This is a genomic window from Paraburkholderia sp. FW306-2-2C-D06C (genome assembly GCF_058781505.1).
The window spans coordinates 47,867-62,756 of the sequence record NZ_JBYSWU010000051.1; the positions used below are offsets into that span (position 1 = coordinate 47,867).

Consider the following 14,890-nt stretch of genomic DNA (forward strand, 5'->3'; position numbering starts at 1 on the left):
ATTTATGCGCATAAAGGACCCTGAATGAAACCCTCCCAATTCGCCAAAGGCTTTCAAGCACGTCCTGATACGACCAGCAGCGAAAAGCGAACCGCCCTCGACCGCCTGAATGCGATCGACGGTCTGGTTAAGAATGGCCCCAACAGTAGCAATGTGCCTAGCCGCGTGAACCCGCCCGTAATGCCTCAGGTCGTCGCGGAAGTCGATTCGGTTGACACCGCCAATGAATCAGCGGCCTACCGCGCATGGCGCATCGAGCACGGCTACCGGCCGGGCCAGGTCATCGACCTCCCGCTCAAGACGATCAAGCCGAGTCCGTTCAATCCCCGGCATTTCTATCTGAAGTCGTCGATTGCCGAGCTCGCCGTCAATCTGGCCAAGCAGGGACAACAACAAGCCATTCACGTCATTCCTGATTACGACAATCCCGGCACGTACTTTGTCAGCGATGGCGGCCGGCGCGTCCGGGCATTGAAGGAAGCGAACAAGGAATCGGTGAAGGCCATCGTCATCGATCTGCCGATCGGCATTCAAAGCTACAAACTCGGCTACGACCTCAATGTCCAACGCGATTCGCAGACGGTATTCGACAACGCTGTCGTCTGGAAGCGCTTTCTGGAGGATCGACATTTCCAGAGCCAGAAAGAGCTCGCCGAACACCTTGGACTCGATGAGTCGACCGTTGCCGTTGCCCTGTCGATTGCGAAGCTGCCCGAGGTGGTGATGCATGAGATGGTCGCGAGGCCAGACCGGTTCGGCTCGAACATGGCCTACCAGGTGGGCCGCTATCACACCGCCCGTGGTGCCGACGCGACGCTGCGTCTGATCAACAAAATCCTCTCGGACGATCTGAGCACGCGGCAAGTCGCCGACATCGTGAAGGGCCGAGCAAGCGCGCAGGAAAGCGCGAAACCGGCGGGCCGGCAGCGCTATGCGCAGCGTCTGGAAATCAAGCTCGGGGGTGTTTCGGTCGGCGATCTGAAATCGTATGGCGACGATCGAATCGAACTCCGCCTGAAGGGTCTTTCACGCGAAAAGCGCGACGACATCCTTCGTCAGATTGAACAGATGCTGAAATAAGAGAAGAGCAGGTTACGGCGGCGTTGAAGTATTGCCGCCGTCCTGCGAAGGATTATGCCGCGCGCGATTGGCTCAGCGTGAAGGCGAGCAGATCGCCGTCGGTGGGCTCGCCCCACGTCTTGTGAGCCAGCCACTCGAAGAACGCCGTTTCGACAATCTTCGAATCCAGTCCGCGCCGACGCCAATCGTCCCGCATGTGTGTGCCGAGCCCCGGCAATTCATCTTCTTCAAACGACTGCCGCGCGATCTCCCGCTCAGACTCGCCTTGTTCGTCGTACAGCTCGCGCGCTTCCTTGCGCCGATACGCCGAGTACTCGCCAAGCAGACGGGCTTTCAGATCGTCTGCTGGCGCAGCCACCGCCGCCTTGCCCCCGCCGACGGACGGCAACGCCTCGACCGGCGGCGCATAGCCTTTCTTCAACGCATCCTTGAACAGCGCAGGCGCGCTGCGCACCGCCGGCAACGACGTGCTGCGCATGCGTTGCTCAGTCATTTGCAAAGCTGCGCGAATACGATTTTCTTCGCTATCAGCGTATAGCGTTTGTGCTTCCTTCAGCGGGATGCCGATCTTCACCATCCGGTCGACCAGCGTGCTGTCGAACACGTTCGGATGTTCGTCGAGCGCGAGCATCGGCTGCTTGCGCTCCGTCACGCGGAACTGGATCTCGGCGACCCGCCGCCCTTCGCGGTGTTCGATCAACTCGACGAAGATGTTGGTGACCGCGTTCACTTCGGCGATTGCCGGACGCAGGTAATCGCGTTTGAAATACTTGTACTCGCGTTTCGCTTCGTCGCCGGCTTCCGTGTCAGGCGTGCCGGAGAGGATCGGGCGCCACCATTCCCACGATTCGCGCATCGTCAGATGGCTCGGGTTCGTCAGGTAGCGCACGCAGATTTCGTAGAGCGCAAGGCCCGCGCTGCTGCGCAACTGGCTCTGGAATTGCAGACTCAAGCGTGCGTACTGAACCGGGTCGAGCAGCTTCTTCTTGATTTTCGGCGCAAACGAAAACTCGACCCACACGCGGCGTGTGGTGGGGTCTTCGAGAATTTCCGCGTCGGCGATCAGCGTGGAGATACCCCATTTCCGGCCTGGCTTCTGACTTGACGTGCCGGTACTCCATTCGACCTGCACCGACACCATGCGCCGCAAGTGCTCCTTCACGAGCGCGGTGTCATTTGAATCGAACGCCGAATTGGCGACGATGTCGGACAGCAGGGCCCGATAAGTGTCGCCGGACTCGTCCGCTTGCTGAGCGACGGCGAGAAGCACATTGAACAGCTTACGGGTGAGGAGCGTGATTTTGCCGCTCTTGGGCTGAATAGCGATCGCCTCGACGGCCTTTCGCAATTCGGCCGAACTCGGGCTCACTACATCGGTCTTCTTCGCGCGCTTCGTGGCCATGCGTCGGGTCGAGGAGGGATTTGGCGAGAGCATACCGGCTGCGGTGATACACGTCTATAGCGAGAGTCTCACCGTTCCTGGTGAAGTGAGTTTACGAACCGCAACTCACCTCGAGCAACTCCCGAAAACCCTCACCTCAAGCGTTTCGCGCCAGGTTCGGGGCATCCTTGCAGGTCGCGGCGTCTGGAAATATCGACCAATTCCGGACCTGCCGCGAACGGGAGGCATTCGATCCCGTATCTGCTCACCTTAAAAAAATCTCAGGAATTTTGACTTTAGGCACGTTGTGTGTGGGGTGAACTCGCGTCGAATTAGCGCGGCGGAAGTTTTGTGCCTTGCCCTCGCATTGTGGGGCAGGGAAGAGCCACGCCACACATTTGGCATCAGCCCCAGAGTTGACGGCGACACTCCGCTTTGTCACGAGCGACGCCAGTGGTCTGGACTGCCGTCGCGTACGGGAGAACAGGATGACATGCGCCCCCACCGGAAGACCCGTGCTCCCCGGTCCCGCGCCGCATTGGCGCAGTTGGGGCTGACGCCGGTGCCGGCGTCTACTCGATCAACCGCTGCGCACCGTACTGCTCCGAATAAAGACATGCGGCGCACGAGCGAACGTCGTCGTCGCATAGGCCGTCGATGGCACAGCGTGCCTCCGCGGCACATATTGCAACATGCCTAACCGGGCAAAGGGAGATGAAATAGCCGGCAAGCGCTCCCTCTCGTCGATGCTTGAGAGTGAGTGCACGACAGGTTCACCCGAAAAAGCTCACCTTTCAGCCTGTTCAACGCTCGAATTGGCGCGGCCCTCAGGCCTGACAGCCGATAAAAGCAGCGTTAGATGCTCCCGAAAAACCTCACCATCGGGTGCAACTCGGGTTGATCCGCAACACGCCACGCATCCCCCGAAAAACCTCACCATTGCCCGATGATGAAAAATTTATCCATATATTCAGCCACTTAGGTATGTGACTTGGCCAGCAACGCAATCACCCCCTCCCGAATTCCCTCACCTTCCGCAGTTTTTCCATGAATCCAGCAGCCACTGAGTGCTGCCTCAAAGGTCCCGAAAAACCTCACCATTCGAATTCCGCAGCGGCAAAACCCGACTGCGTCCGACAACGCCTGTAGCGCATTTCCGGCCAGGGATGACGATTTTGGTCCCGTATTTCCTCACCTTAACAATCACAAGCCCTTAAAAGTGCTCCTGAAAAACCTCACCTTGGACTCAAAACGGGCTAATTTTTGACACGCGGATCGCCCCAACCCTTGTCTCCCGAATTCGCTCACCTTTGCCAAAAGGTCACTGTCGATTCCATTAACGGCTCCGGCCGATTTCCACTCAAAACGCGGCACGCCTCCCGCAAACACTCACCTTAGCCGCCTGCGTGCCTAGATTTGAGGCAAAAACGCCCCATGCTCCCGAAAAATCTCACCTACGGTTCGCGTTTTGTCCCGTCTCGGCTCACCAATGGGATTCGAGGGGTCCAAATAAGGTCTAAAAATAGGGTCCAGAGTGGTCCCGAAAGCGCTCACCTCGAGCCCGGCCGCACCTCAGACACACTTTCGAGAGCTGCCGGGCGATCTGCGCCCGTCAGGTCCCGCAAAATCTCACCTTTGGCTAAACTCCACTTTTGTAGCGGCTCCTGAACCCGCTCACGTCCTGTCCCGGACCCGCTCACCGACGTCCCCGAACCCCATCACTCAACACTCCCGCAGAACCTCACCACCACTCCCGCAAAGCTTCACCTTGACAGGCTGGAAGCCCTGCCACGTAAGGCTTTGCGGTGGCGTTAACGTTTTTAACATGGGTTCAAAGGTGTTTACTTTTATTACTCTCTAGAATTTTCCCCGCGTGTCCTTCGGACAAGGCCCTTCCCACCATCTAGCCATCAGCTAGCGTTCGTGAAACAGTGCGCGATCATTGAACGAGCCCTAAAACTTCTTTCTTTACAAGAGCTTATTGGCTACTCTTAGTTTTGTTTCACGAAAAAAGCAGCCCTGCCCCAATCCGTTGACCTATCTGCACTGGTAAAGCACCTCAATTCACTCAAACTTAACCGACACGCACAAATACGTATCAAACAATACGTAAATTGTTATGATTCATCCGATTCGAGCGACATTGAGGTGTAAATAAATGAATCTGGACGAAGAACGTCGAGCCATACGTGACGAGCTTGAAGCAATGCGGGTAAGCGGCGCTCGGCGCCAGGAACTATCGCTTCACGCCTGCAAGCGACTTTTTTTTGATCTTGGAATTCGTCCGTCGATGGCTGCCGTCCGCGACCTGACCCAAACAGGTAGTGCAAGCGACATTCCCAAAGACATTGATGGTTTTTGGGAGCGCATCAGAAATGTGTCGCGCATAAAAGTCGGGGCCGGCGCCATTCCGAAAGCACTTGAAGACCGGGCCGGAGAATTATTGGGCGCCCTCTTCGAAGAAGCCGTCGCACATGCCCGTTCAACGCTCGACGAGGAGCGCGAGGAAATTCGTGCGCACATTGCCGCTGCTGAACAGCGCATACGAGAAGCGGAGATTCGCCGCGACGCATCGGAAGAAGCGGTCAAACGTGGCGAACTGCGAGCCGACGTTGCATGGGAGCGGGTTCGGGCGCTTGAAGCCGAGCTGTCCAGCGCCGCCACGCACGGCACCGCCCATCAAGAAGGCTTACAGGCAACGGTGCAACGACTCGAGCGTGAAAATGAAGCACTTCGCCAGCGTCTGGACAGCGAGCAGTCAACCAACGCGACGCTCCGCGACCGGATCGATGCATTACATGTCGAATTGCGCCAAAGCACCGAACACTATGCGCAACAGATCAAAGACGCGGTTGCCGAAGCAGAGCGGCGCGTCAAGCCAATGTTGGTCGAACTGGATTCCTTGCGCAGCATGGCGGCTACCTACCAGTCGGGGGTACGCGATGCGAGTCGCAAGGAGTTCGATTTCATCCAGCAAATCGCCGCAGCCAAGGCACGTGGCGATCGGCTGGACGCGCAAATGCGCGAGCAGTCCGACGAACTGGATGCTTTGACGAAAGAAATCGCCGAGTTGCGCGGCCAGCAAGGCATGAATCCCGCAGTCGCCGGTCTGCTGTGCTCGCTCGTCGAAGCCGGCCGGCTTACAACTGACGAGTTGACAGTAATCGGCACGGCGGCCGACGGTCATGTCACGCTGCCGCTGCGATGCCCGAAATGCGAAGAAGGTGAGCCCGAGCTATCGCAAGAGGATCACCGCTACGAATTGCAGTGTCCGGAGTGCGACCACTCGTCCGGGCCCGGCGAGTCCCGTCTGGAGGCGGTCAGCCGGTTTTTGTCGAAAGGATCGATGGCCGCGTCGCCATGACGGTTCGACGCGGGTGCAATAGCAGATAAATGGCCAAAGGTGAGGAAATTCGGGACCTCGGGCGTGAGGATTTTCAGGACTCGCCCACCCCTGCTTTCCTCGTCAAACGTCCGTCGCGCCTAGGCGCGGGCAGTGGCGGCGCGGCAGGATCCGGCGCATCGGTGACCGGTGGATCCTGCTGATCCGCCCATGTCTGCCATGCTCGATACAACCGGTTCGCGGACACCACCTGTACAAATCCCAGCCATTGCCCGACCAGCTCAGCCTCGACACCGCTTTCGAACAGATCCGCGGCGAAGGTATTGCGCAATGTTTGCGGACTCGCGCGCGATGTTCTGGATGCGGCGATTCCGGCGGCGTCGATCAGCGCGTCGACAGCTCGCAACATTGTTGCCTTATGCATCGGCCGTCCTGAAGGCGATGCGGGAAAGACCAGGTTGCCGGCCAGTTCAGAGAGCCGCCGCTCAGCGAGCCATGCATCGAGGATTGCAACCGCGAACGGCGCGAGCCGGGTACGGCGCGTCAGCATCGGATTCGCCGACTCGATCGTGACCCACGGTGAGCCCGCATTTACGCAACTAATCGTTAGTACCGCGGCTTCGCCCGTCTTCAATCCGCCACCGAGAAATACCGCAATCAACGCACGATCGCGCCGCTCTCTCCAGCGTTGTGCGGCGGACAAAGCCGTCAAAGGCGAAAACAGATGCGCAATCAGTGCGGCACGTTCAGGATGGCTGAGAAAACCGGTTGGCTCGTTATCGCGCGCGTTTCGCCACGCGGCTTCTCCGTCTTGAGCAATGAAGCGCGCAGGATTGGTCGACGCCGACTCGACCTCGCGAACGTGGTCCAGCACCCGTTCAATCAGGCGCAAATACCTGACCCGTTGTGTTTTTCTAATCGCCAGCCCGGCAACGAATTCGGCGATCGTCTGCGTGTCGACTGTCACGAGGCTCTTGTGGCGAAGCGCAAGCCAATCGAGGAACGATCCCCATTGCGCTTGATAGACCTCTGCGGACGAACGCCTGAAATGCTGTTTGGCGAGCCAGGCGTCGAAGGCAATTTGCGGGTCGCGGCGCCAGTCTTCGCGTGCCTGATCGAAGAGATCGGTAGATGGCGCCGGGCGTGCGGCCGGGTCGGACAGATGAGGAGGGGACATAGGCTATCTTTCCGTTAGTTGCGCACATTGTAGGTCGCAACTGATGAAAATACAGCTCAGCCGCCCCATGCCCGCGCCCGTTTGGGCGAAGAATTGTCGGAAACGGCTTGTGCGGCGCGCCGTGACGCCTCTTCATAGGCCGACACCGCAAACGCGAACACAGCCGGCAACGCAGTCGACGTACCGAAGTCCACTGCCTCGTCCGTTTCGGGATAAGGCAAGTCGGACGGCCGTTGAAACAAGCCCAGCATCAATGCGTCATGGCGGCTGGCAAAGCCAAGATCCGCCAACGCCTCAGCTTCGACCGCGTGCAGCAGCCGCCACGTGAGCGGCACCTGCTGCACGATGTAGCGCGCGGCAATATTGCGCACGATATGTTCGAGGTCGCGCGCCGCGGTTTGAAAGCGCAGCGCTGCCAGATCGTGGTCGGCATGGGCGGTGGTGAGGTCGTTCATTATCGGCTCCAATCGATGCCCTATACTGTACAAATATACAGTGTCGCGCGCAACCTCGACCGAATGGCCAATTCCGCCAACCGCCTGCAATGGTGCGCCCGGCGCTCAGCCGTGGATCACCACTAGCAGCGCTTTCGCCTCGCCTTTGCCGGCGTTGCGAATCGCGTGCGGCTCGTCGGCGACGTAGCGCGCCGTGTCCGCCGCCTTCAGCCGCTTCGTCGCGCCGGCCGCCTCGATTTCGATCGATCCCTGCAGCACGGTCAGATGCTCGCGCGTGCCCGGTTCGTGCGCGTTCGACACCAGCGCCCCGCCCGCCTGCAGCGTCAGCTCGTACCACTCGAACTTGCCGGCCAACTCGATCGGCCCCCACACGCGCAACTGATACTTGGCGTCGTGCCCGCTCAAAGTGGGAATGTCATGCGGGCCGGACACGGCGATCGCTTCCGGTGTCTTTTGCGGCGCGAACAGTGAATCGAGACTGACGCCGAGTGCGTTAGTCAGGCGCCAGGCGACCGCAATCGTCGGATTCGCCTTGTCGCGCTCGATTTCCGATAGCATGGATTTCGACACGCCGGCCGCGCGCGACAAGTCGTCGAGCGTCATGCGCCGTTCGGCGCGCAAGCGCTGAATCTGCTCGCCGACGCGCGGCGGCGCCGCGATCGCCGCGACCGAGGCCGAGCCTGAAGTGGGTGTCGCGCTGGGTGCGGCCTTGACTGCGGCGCGGCGGGTCCCCGAACTTGCCATTTACTGACCTATCGTTTAGAGTTGTTCGGTATACCGGATTTTAGTTCGAAAAAACGAAAATATCCGATAAAACTGACACTGACTATAACAGGCCGCCCCGTGGCCGCAAGTGCCGGACATGCCGGCCGCGGGCGCTACCCCCTTTCAGGAGCCTGCTTCATGCGTGACCTTTACCTCGCCCATCTGCGCGGCACCCTCGAGCAGATCCGTGCCGACGGTTTTTACAAGAGCGAGCGCGTGATCGCGAGTCCGCAGTCGGCCGACGTCCGTCTCGCGAATGGCGCCGACGTGCTGAATTTCTGCGCGAACAACTATCTGGGCCTCGCCAATGACGAACGCCTGATCGAGGCCGCCAAAGAAGGGTTGGACAAAGACGGCTTCGGCATGGCGTCGGTGCGCTTCATTTGCGGCACGCAGACCGTGCACAAGGAACTCGAAAAAGCGCTCGCGGCCTTCCTGCAAACTGACGACTGCATCCTCTATTCGAGCTGTTTCGATGCGAACGGCGGCCTGTTCGAAACGCTGCTCGACGAGTCCGACGCGATCATCAGCGACGAGTTGAATCACGCCAGCATTATCGACGGCGTGCGGCTGTCCAAAGCGAAGCGCTTTCGCTACAAGAACAACGACCTCGCCGATCTCGAAGCCAAACTGCAGGAAGCCGACGCCGCCGGTGCGCGCTTCAAGCTGATCGCGACCGACGGCGTGTTCTCGATGGACGGCATCATCGCCGACCTCGCGGGCATCTGCGATCTCGCCGACCGCTACGGCGCGCTGGTGATGGTCGACGACTCGCACGCAGTCGGCTTTGTCGGTGAACACGGGCGCGGCACGCCGGAACATTGCGGCGTGCTCGCGCGCGTCGACATCATTACCGGTACGCTCGGCAAAGCGCTGGGCGGCGCATCGGGCGGCTATGTCGCCGCGCGCCAGGAGGTTGTCGATTTGCTGCGCCAACGCTCGCGTCCCTATCTGTTCTCCAACACGCTGACGCCGAGCATCGCCGCTGCATCGCTGAAGGTACTCGAACTGCTGGCGAGCGACGAAGGCGCGCAACTGCGCGCACGCGTGCGTGAAAACGGCGCACATTTCCGCCGCGCGATGAACGCGCTCGGCTTCACGCTCGTACCGGGCGAACACCCGATCATTCCGGTCATGCTCGGCGACGCGCAACTCGCGTCGAACATGGCCGATGCGTTGTTGAAGGAAGGCGTCTACGTGATCGGCTTCTCGTTCCCGGTGGTGCCGAAAGGCCGCGCGCGCATCCGCACGCAGATGAGCGCCGCGCATACGCCCGAACAGATCGACCGCGCCGTGGATGCATTCGCGCGCGTCGGCCGTCAACTCGGCATCATCTGAAGCGGAGGCGCACATGAAAGCATTGGCAAAACTCGAACGCGCACCGGGCCTCACGCTCACGGACGTCAAGAAACCCGAAGTCGGCCACAACGACGTGATGATCCGCATCACGCGCACCGCGATTTGCGGCACCGACATCCACATCTGGAAATGGGACGACTGGGCGCAAAAAACGATTCCGGTACCGATGCACGTCGGCCACGAATACGTCGGCGAAATCGTCGAAATGGGCCAGGAAGTGCGCGGCTTTGCGATCGGCGACCGCGTGTCGGGTGAAGGACATATCACCTGCGGTTTCTGTCGTAACTGTCGCGCGGGGCGCCGGCATCTATGCCGCAACACAGTGGGCGTCGGCGTGAATCGGGAAGGCGCGTTCGCCGAGTATCTGGTGATTCCCGCCTTCAACGCGTTCAAGATTCCGCCTGAGATTTCCGACGACCTCGCCGCGATCTTCGATCCATTCGGTAACGCCACGCATACCGCGCTGTCGTTCAACCTGGTTGGCGAAGACGTGCTGATTACCGGCGCGGGCCCGATCGGCATCATGGCGGTGGCGATTGCAAAACACGTGGGCGCGCGCAACGTCGTGATTACCGACGTCAACGACTACCGGCTCGAACTCGCGCGCAAAATGGGCGCCACGCGTGCGGTGAACGTATCGCGCGAAACGCTGCGCGACGTGATGGCCGATTTGCACATGACTGAAGGCTTCGACGTAGGGCTGGAAATGTCAGGGGTGCCAAGCGCTTTCACCAGCATGCTCGAAGCGATGAACCACGGCGGCAAGATCGCGCTGCTCGGCATTCCGCCGGCGCAAACCGCGATCGACTGGACCGAGGTGATCTTCAAGGGTCTCGAAATCAAGGGCATTTATGGCCGTGAGATGTTCGAAACCTGGTACAAGATGGTGGCGATGCTGCAAAGCGGCTTGGACCTGTCGCCGATCCTCACGCACCATTTCAAGGTCGACGATTATCAACAGGCGTTCGCCACGATGCTATCGGGAGAGAGCGGCAAGGTGATTCTCGACTGGAGCGCCGCGTGAACCGTCACCTAAGCTAAAACAACGACGCTGCCAAACCGCAGCAGTCCAGATGAAACGCCCGCACCGCGCTCATGCGCCTGCGGGCGTTTTAGCGAACTCGGCCTGAATGCGCACGTGGATATCGTCGCCGACGGCCGGATACCACGTCGACAAACCGAACTTCGCGCGGCTGAAATGACCGTCTGCGGAAAAACCGAGCGTGTCTTTTTTCGTTAGCGGATCGGGTGCGAAACCGTTGAAGGTCACATCCAGCGTAACCGGCTGCGTGACGTCGCGAATCGTCAGAGTGCCGGTCAGCGTGCCGCGCGATTCGCCGGTGCGCTCGAAGTGCGTGCTGACAAAACGCAACTGCGGAAAGCGCGACACGTCGAGCATGCTGGCGCTTTTCACCATCTTGTCGAGCACCGGCACATTCGTGTCGATGCTCGCCGCGTCGATCGTCACGGTTACCGCGCTTTTGTCCAGGCCGCCTTCATTCCAGTCGAGCTGACCCTGCCTGCGATCGAAACGCATCGTGAAGCGCGAATACTTGAGGTGATCGACGTCGAAGGTAATGCTGCAATGGTCCCGATCGAGTTCATAGCGGCCAGCCGGCACCCGCGCCTCGCTCTGGCTGACCGTGTGCGTGAGTACTTGCAGCGGCGTACAGGCCATCGGCGTCAGCAGTGCTGCGCTGAGCAACGCGCGCATGAACGTTGCGCGGACAGTGGAAGTGCTCATGAAGTTCGTCCCGGTTAGCCCAATCGTCATCACGATAGCAGTTAGCGTACTCAGACCGCAAAAAGCGCGCAAACGCAAGTAGAAACTTGACGGAGGAGAATGATCGTTCTACCATCCGCGCATGGCTACGCAAACTGAAACTGAATCCCTGGCGCCGGGCAGTGCGCGCGAACGGCTGCTCGATGCTGCCGAAGCATTGATCTACGCGGGCGGCATTCATGCAACCGGCGTGGACGCGATCGTCAAGCAGTCCGGCACCGCGCGCAAAAGCTTCTACACGCATTTTGAATCGAAAGATGCACTCGTCGCCGCAGCGCTCGAGCGGCGCGACGAACGCTGGATGAACTGGTTCATCGCGGGCACGCAGGGGCATGGCAAGACCGCGCGCAAACGCCTGCTCGGCATGTTCGACGTGCTGCGCGAATGGTTCGCGTCGGAGGATTTTCACGGCTGTGCGTTTCTGAACGCGGCCGGCGAGATCGCCTCCGCTGACGATCCGATCCGGATCGTCGCGCGTGAGCACAAGGAACGCCTGTTGGCTTTTGTGCGAACGCAGTGCGATGAATACGCGTTGGAATCCGGCATGGACGGTCGCCGCGTCGCGCGGCTGTCGCGCCAATGGCTGATCCTGCTCGATGGCGCGATTGCCGTCGCGCTGGTGAGCGGCGAGTCCGACGCCGCGCTCGACGCGCGCGCCGCAGCCGAAGCGTTGCTCGCCATCGAACCCGCCGGCAAATCTGCCAACAACCGCTCGCCATCCCGGCGAACCGCAACCTGACTGAGGAGCCATCATGGCCGACCCGATCGAAACCCGCCCGCCGCTGCCACCGTTCACGCGCGAAACCGCGATCCAGAAAGTGCGCGCTGCGGAAGACGGCTGGAATACCCGCGATCCCGAACGCGTGTCGCTTGCCTACACGCCTGACAGCGTGTGGCGCAACCGCGCCGAGTTCACGCACGGCCGCGCGGAGATCGTCGGACTGCTGCGCCGTAAATGGGCGAAGGAACTCGACTATCGGTTGATCAAGGAGCTATGGGCGTTTACCGATAACCGCATCGCGGTGCGCTTTGCGTACGAATGGCATGACGATTCGAACAACTGGTTCCGTTCTTACGGCAACGAAAACTGGGAATTCGACGAACATGGGTTAATGGCGCGTCGTCACGCAAGCATCAACGATTTGCCGATCCGCGCATCGGACCGTTTGTATCACTGGCCGCTGGGCCGCCGTCCCGACGATCATCCGGGCCTCTCCGACCTCGGGCTCTGAACCCTCAAGGTGAACGCGCGCCGTGCGTTCACCGCTCTGCCATTGGTTCTCCGTTATTGTTGTGTTTGCGCCGCGGGGCACCTCCTGTGCCCGGGCGCCCGAGCGTGTCCTCCACTTCGCGTAAGCGGGTTGAGGTACAGTGCGCGACGGACGGCAAGCAGGAATACCCAGAACGCGGATGACACCGGCGCTCGACCGGTGACGGAGAACACATGCAATTTCGGCAGATAAAGAGGAATGTCCGGCGCACCGCTGTGGCGCTCGTTGCGAGTTTCGCGGCGGTGTCCGCGGCACATGCGAGCAACTGGTGCGAGGGCGGCATATGGGGCGACCTGATGCTCGGTTCGTATCACATCAAACCCGACCCAAACACCCATTTCGAAGAGTTCAATCCAGGGCCTGGCGTCGAATGCTGGCTCAACAACCGATGGGCGCTGACCGCCGGCGGCTTTCGCAATTCGCTGCGGCGACCTTCGTACTATGGCGGCGGCGTCTGGTCGCCTGACTTCGCGCACTGGGGCATCGTCCGGATTGCGGCGATCGGCGGGATCATCTCGGGCTACAACTACGGCAACTGGGGCCTGGGTCGCGACCATACGATCGGACCCGTGGTTGCGCCGATCGTGATGGTCGAATACAAGCGCGTTGGGGCGAACTTCATCGTGATTCCGCCGATTCCTTCGGACCATCTTCCGTTCACGATCGGGTTTCAGGTGAAGGTGAAGTTCTAGGTGGCTGTTCTCAATTCGCAAATACGTCGCGACTTTTTGAAACGACGGTTCTTGTGACAAAAAAGTTGCGACTTCCCATCTGGGTCTTCAGTTTGGCAAACTGACATGCCCGGCGCTTCCCATCAAGTCGTCTGGAAAAAAGCCCAGGAATTCGGCTGAATCGGTTTCCCAGGCCGACGTCTCCGACGCGACCGCATCGACAGAGCGTAGCGCGTCGACGGTCGCGCTTCTATTCGACACGAATCGCCATGACGCTGACCGCACTGGCGCGACAGTCGCCGGGGCCGATTCGAGAGCGTTCAACAGAGCGGATGCGTCTGGCGAGTACACGACAAAACCTTCGTTGCCCAGCGCCGCGGTGGCGATTCCGAGTGTCTCGCAGAGAGCGGCCTTGACATCTACTTCGGCAGCATCTGTGTTGCGCGACTCTGCGATCAACGCTGCGATTTTCGCATCGACGATTTGTCCCTGCCTAAGTAGCGGTGAGGTGGCATGTATCCACGCTTCGGGCGGACACGCCTTCTGGTCCGGGCTCAAAGGAATGAATGGGTTAATCTCCGCCGGATAGACGCGGCATACCAGCGGGCGGCTTTCGTAAGCGCTGCACTGCATATCTTCTTCGAGGTTCGGACACGGGCCATCAAACGCGGCGACAATCAGCGCCACGATCCGTATAGGCAGAGAACCGCTTGAGGCGGGAAACGAGCGCCGGCGTTTGTGTGCCGCTATCAAGTTATCGTGGGCAGGTTCTTCGGGCCACGGGATAGCCTCGAGGAATAGCTGAACCTGGTGGCCGCGCTTTAGCCAGCTGATAGCTTCGGCTACCGTCAACGGTAATCGAAGGTCGTGACAACATTTGCCGCACATTGTGCAGCCGAAGTCGATATTCATCCGCCAAGCTCCTTTGCCTCTTGGACCATCCGATTGTGCCTGTTGTTGTGGCGATAGCCTGGAGATCGTTGAGCTATCGCCATAAGACACAGCGTTCGACTTAGTCGTAGCAGAGGCGCGATTCTTACAATGGGTTCGGACAATAATTTTTCTGGCGGTGGATAAGACGTTCGCGAAAGGGGGATGGTGAGGAATTCCAGGAGATGGTGCGATGTCGGCGAGAGGTGAGCCGTTCCAGGATGGTGAGGATTTCCAGGAAGTCCGCCTCATACCCGCTGACGGTGACGCATCAAGCGTTCGAAATCTCACCTTCAAGCAAAGCAACGCAAGGCCGGAAGAATCCGCCAATCTCCTTACATCCGCTTCCATCTATAAACAAAGCGTGAGCGCTTCAATTTGCGTTACGTGATCCCGCGAATCCCGCGAGCGCTACATTCGCGGGCACGCAGACGGCAGGCCGGCACCACCCTGGAGGCCAGGCTTTGTCGTGGTTGTAACGGCTTCGTAAAACATGATCCTTCGCTGGTTGATAAGTTGCGGATGACGCGCCGCGCCGCTACCTGAGCGGCGACGCTGCGTGACCATTGATCCATCGAAGGAGAAGGCATGAAAAAGCTGTTGGCAATCGCGGCGCTGGCCGCCCTGACCGCAACCTTGAGCGGATGCTGGTGGGGGCCGCCTCCGGGTTGGGGC

The 14,890-nt window shown here is 60.0% G+C and carries 14 protein-coding genes; 7 read left to right on the plus strand and 7 right to left on the minus strand.

Going from position 1 to position 14,890, the window contains the following annotated elements; all coding sequences use genetic code 11:
* Positions 1 to 24: 24 nt before the first annotated feature.
* Complete coding sequence (locus AC3WLT_RS29355) at positions 25 to 1,080, plus strand: ParB/RepB/Spo0J family partition protein (protein WP_492595153.1); 1,056 nt, start codon at positions 25 to 27, stop codon at positions 1,078 to 1,080.
* A gap of 52 nt (positions 1,081 to 1,132) precedes the next feature.
* Here the strand turns inward: AC3WLT_RS29355 and AC3WLT_RS29360 are convergent, their stop codons facing one another.
* A complete protein-coding gene (locus AC3WLT_RS29360; protein WP_492595154.1) occupies positions 1,133 to 2,482 on the minus strand; it encodes a replication initiation protein in 1,350 nt (449 codons plus the stop codon).
* Positions 2,483 to 4,619: 2,137 nt separating this feature from the next.
* Here AC3WLT_RS29360 and AC3WLT_RS29365 point away from each other — a divergent pair.
* Positions 4,620 to 5,825, plus strand: coding sequence for a DNA-binding protein (locus tag AC3WLT_RS29365; protein ID WP_492595155.1), 1,206 nt, complete (start codon positions 4,620 to 4,622; stop codon positions 5,823 to 5,825).
* A 73-nt stretch (positions 5,826 to 5,898) separates the two neighbouring features.
* Here AC3WLT_RS29365 and AC3WLT_RS29370 read toward each other — a convergent pair whose 3' ends face one another.
* The 3 genes from AC3WLT_RS29370 to AC3WLT_RS29380 form a co-directional block, all read right to left on the minus strand.
* Entirely contained in the window at positions 5,899 to 6,981 is a 1,083-nt protein-coding gene (locus AC3WLT_RS29370; protein ID WP_492595156.1) for a tyrosine-type recombinase/integrase, read from the minus strand.
* A 56-nt stretch (positions 6,982 to 7,037) separates the two neighbouring features.
* Entirely contained in the window at positions 7,038 to 7,436 is a 399-nt protein-coding gene (locus AC3WLT_RS29375) for a DUF2471 family protein (protein WP_492595157.1), read from the minus strand.
* A gap of 105 nt (positions 7,437 to 7,541) precedes the next feature.
* On the minus strand, positions 7,542 to 8,180 hold the full coding sequence (locus AC3WLT_RS29380; RefSeq protein ID WP_492595158.1) for a helix-turn-helix domain-containing protein: 639 nt from the start codon (positions 8,178 to 8,180) through the stop codon (positions 7,542 to 7,544).
* 159 nt (positions 8,181 to 8,339) lie between these two features.
* On the opposite strand from AC3WLT_RS29380, the gene AC3WLT_RS29385 reads away from it, so the two are divergent.
* Both AC3WLT_RS29385 and tdh read left to right on the plus strand, forming a co-directional pair.
* Positions 8,340 to 9,539 (plus strand): glycine C-acetyltransferase, encoded by a 1,200-nt coding sequence (locus tag AC3WLT_RS29385; protein ID WP_492595159.1) that lies wholly within the window; start codon positions 8,340 to 8,342, stop codon positions 9,537 to 9,539.
* A gap of 13 nt (positions 9,540 to 9,552) precedes the next feature.
* Positions 9,553 to 10,584, plus strand: a complete 1,032-nt coding sequence (gene tdh / locus AC3WLT_RS29390; protein ID WP_492595160.1) for an L-threonine 3-dehydrogenase — start codon at positions 9,553 to 9,555, stop codon at positions 10,582 to 10,584.
* A 69-nt stretch (positions 10,585 to 10,653) separates the two neighbouring features.
* Here the strand turns inward: tdh and AC3WLT_RS29395 are convergent, their stop codons facing one another.
* A complete protein-coding gene (locus AC3WLT_RS29395) occupies positions 10,654 to 11,304 on the minus strand; it encodes a YceI family protein (protein ID WP_492595161.1) in 651 nt (216 codons plus the stop codon).
* A 121-nt stretch (positions 11,305 to 11,425) separates the two neighbouring features.
* Here AC3WLT_RS29395 and AC3WLT_RS29400 point away from each other — a divergent pair, with 121 nt between their 5' ends.
* The 3 genes from AC3WLT_RS29400 (at position 11,426) to AC3WLT_RS29410 (ending at position 13,306) form a co-directional block, all read left to right on the plus strand.
* Positions 11,426 to 12,082 carry a TetR/AcrR family transcriptional regulator gene (locus AC3WLT_RS29400; RefSeq protein WP_492595162.1) on the plus strand — a complete coding sequence of 219 codons (657 nt, stop codon included), beginning with the start codon at positions 11,426 to 11,428 and terminating at the stop codon, positions 12,080 to 12,082.
* A gap of 13 nt (positions 12,083 to 12,095) precedes the next feature.
* The gene (locus AC3WLT_RS29405) at positions 12,096 to 12,575 is read left to right on the plus strand and encodes a nuclear transport factor 2 family protein (protein ID WP_492595163.1); all 480 of its coding nucleotides are present in this window, start codon (positions 12,096 to 12,098) and stop codon (positions 12,573 to 12,575) included.
* Between the two features lie 212 nt (positions 12,576 to 12,787).
* Complete coding sequence (locus AC3WLT_RS29410) at positions 12,788 to 13,306, plus strand: hypothetical protein (RefSeq protein WP_492595164.1); 519 nt, start codon at positions 12,788 to 12,790, stop codon at positions 13,304 to 13,306.
* An 87-nt stretch (positions 13,307 to 13,393) separates the two neighbouring features.
* Here the strand turns inward: AC3WLT_RS29410 and AC3WLT_RS29415 are convergent, their stop codons facing one another.
* Positions 13,394 to 14,197: a YkgJ family cysteine cluster protein gene (locus AC3WLT_RS29415; RefSeq protein ID WP_492595165.1), complete on the minus strand. Its 804-nt coding sequence runs from the start codon at positions 14,195 to 14,197 to the stop codon at positions 13,394 to 13,396.
* A gap of 401 nt (positions 14,198 to 14,598) precedes the next feature.
* Positions 14,599 to 14,890 (minus strand): hypothetical protein (locus tag AC3WLT_RS29420; protein WP_492595166.1); only part of this gene is annotated, 292 nt, incomplete at its 5' end.

Excerpts from the sequence above, each read along its gene's own strand:
- tdh (WP_492595160.1), top strand. The coding sequence starts at position 9,553 with ATGAAAGCATTGGCAAAACTCGAACGCGCACCGGGCCTCACGCTCACG.
- AC3WLT_RS29380 (WP_492595158.1), bottom strand. The coding sequence starts at position 8,180 with ATGGCAAGTTCGGGGACCCGCCGCGCCGCAGTCAAGGCCGCACCCAGC.
- AC3WLT_RS29415 (WP_492595165.1), bottom strand. The coding sequence starts at position 14,197 with ATGAATATCGACTTCGGCTGCACAATGTGCGGCAAATGTTGTCACGAC.
- AC3WLT_RS29370 (WP_492595156.1), bottom strand. The coding sequence starts at position 6,981 with ATGTCCCCTCCTCATCTGTCCGACCCGGCCGCACGCCCGGCGCCATCT.
- AC3WLT_RS29355 (WP_492595153.1), top strand. The coding sequence starts at position 25 with ATGAAACCCTCCCAATTCGCCAAAGGCTTTCAAGCACGTCCTGATACG.
- AC3WLT_RS29400 (WP_492595162.1), top strand. The coding sequence starts at position 11,426 with ATGGCTACGCAAACTGAAACTGAATCCCTGGCGCCGGGCAGTGCGCGC.
- AC3WLT_RS29395 (WP_492595161.1), bottom strand. The coding sequence starts at position 11,304 with ATGAGCACTTCCACTGTCCGCGCAACGTTCATGCGCGCGTTGCTCAGC.
- AC3WLT_RS29410 (WP_492595164.1), top strand. The coding sequence starts at position 12,788 with ATGCAATTTCGGCAGATAAAGAGGAATGTCCGGCGCACCGCTGTGGCG.
- AC3WLT_RS29375 (WP_492595157.1), bottom strand. The coding sequence starts at position 7,436 with ATGAACGACCTCACCACCGCCCATGCCGACCACGATCTGGCAGCGCTG.
- AC3WLT_RS29365 (WP_492595155.1), top strand. The coding sequence starts at position 4,620 with ATGAATCTGGACGAAGAACGTCGAGCCATACGTGACGAGCTTGAAGCA.
- AC3WLT_RS29385 (WP_492595159.1), top strand. The coding sequence starts at position 8,340 with ATGCGTGACCTTTACCTCGCCCATCTGCGCGGCACCCTCGAGCAGATC.
- AC3WLT_RS29360 (WP_492595154.1), bottom strand. The coding sequence starts at position 2,482 with ATGGCCACGAAGCGCGCGAAGAAGACCGATGTAGTGAGCCCGAGTTCG.
- AC3WLT_RS29405 (WP_492595163.1), top strand. The coding sequence starts at position 12,096 with ATGGCCGACCCGATCGAAACCCGCCCGCCGCTGCCACCGTTCACGCGC.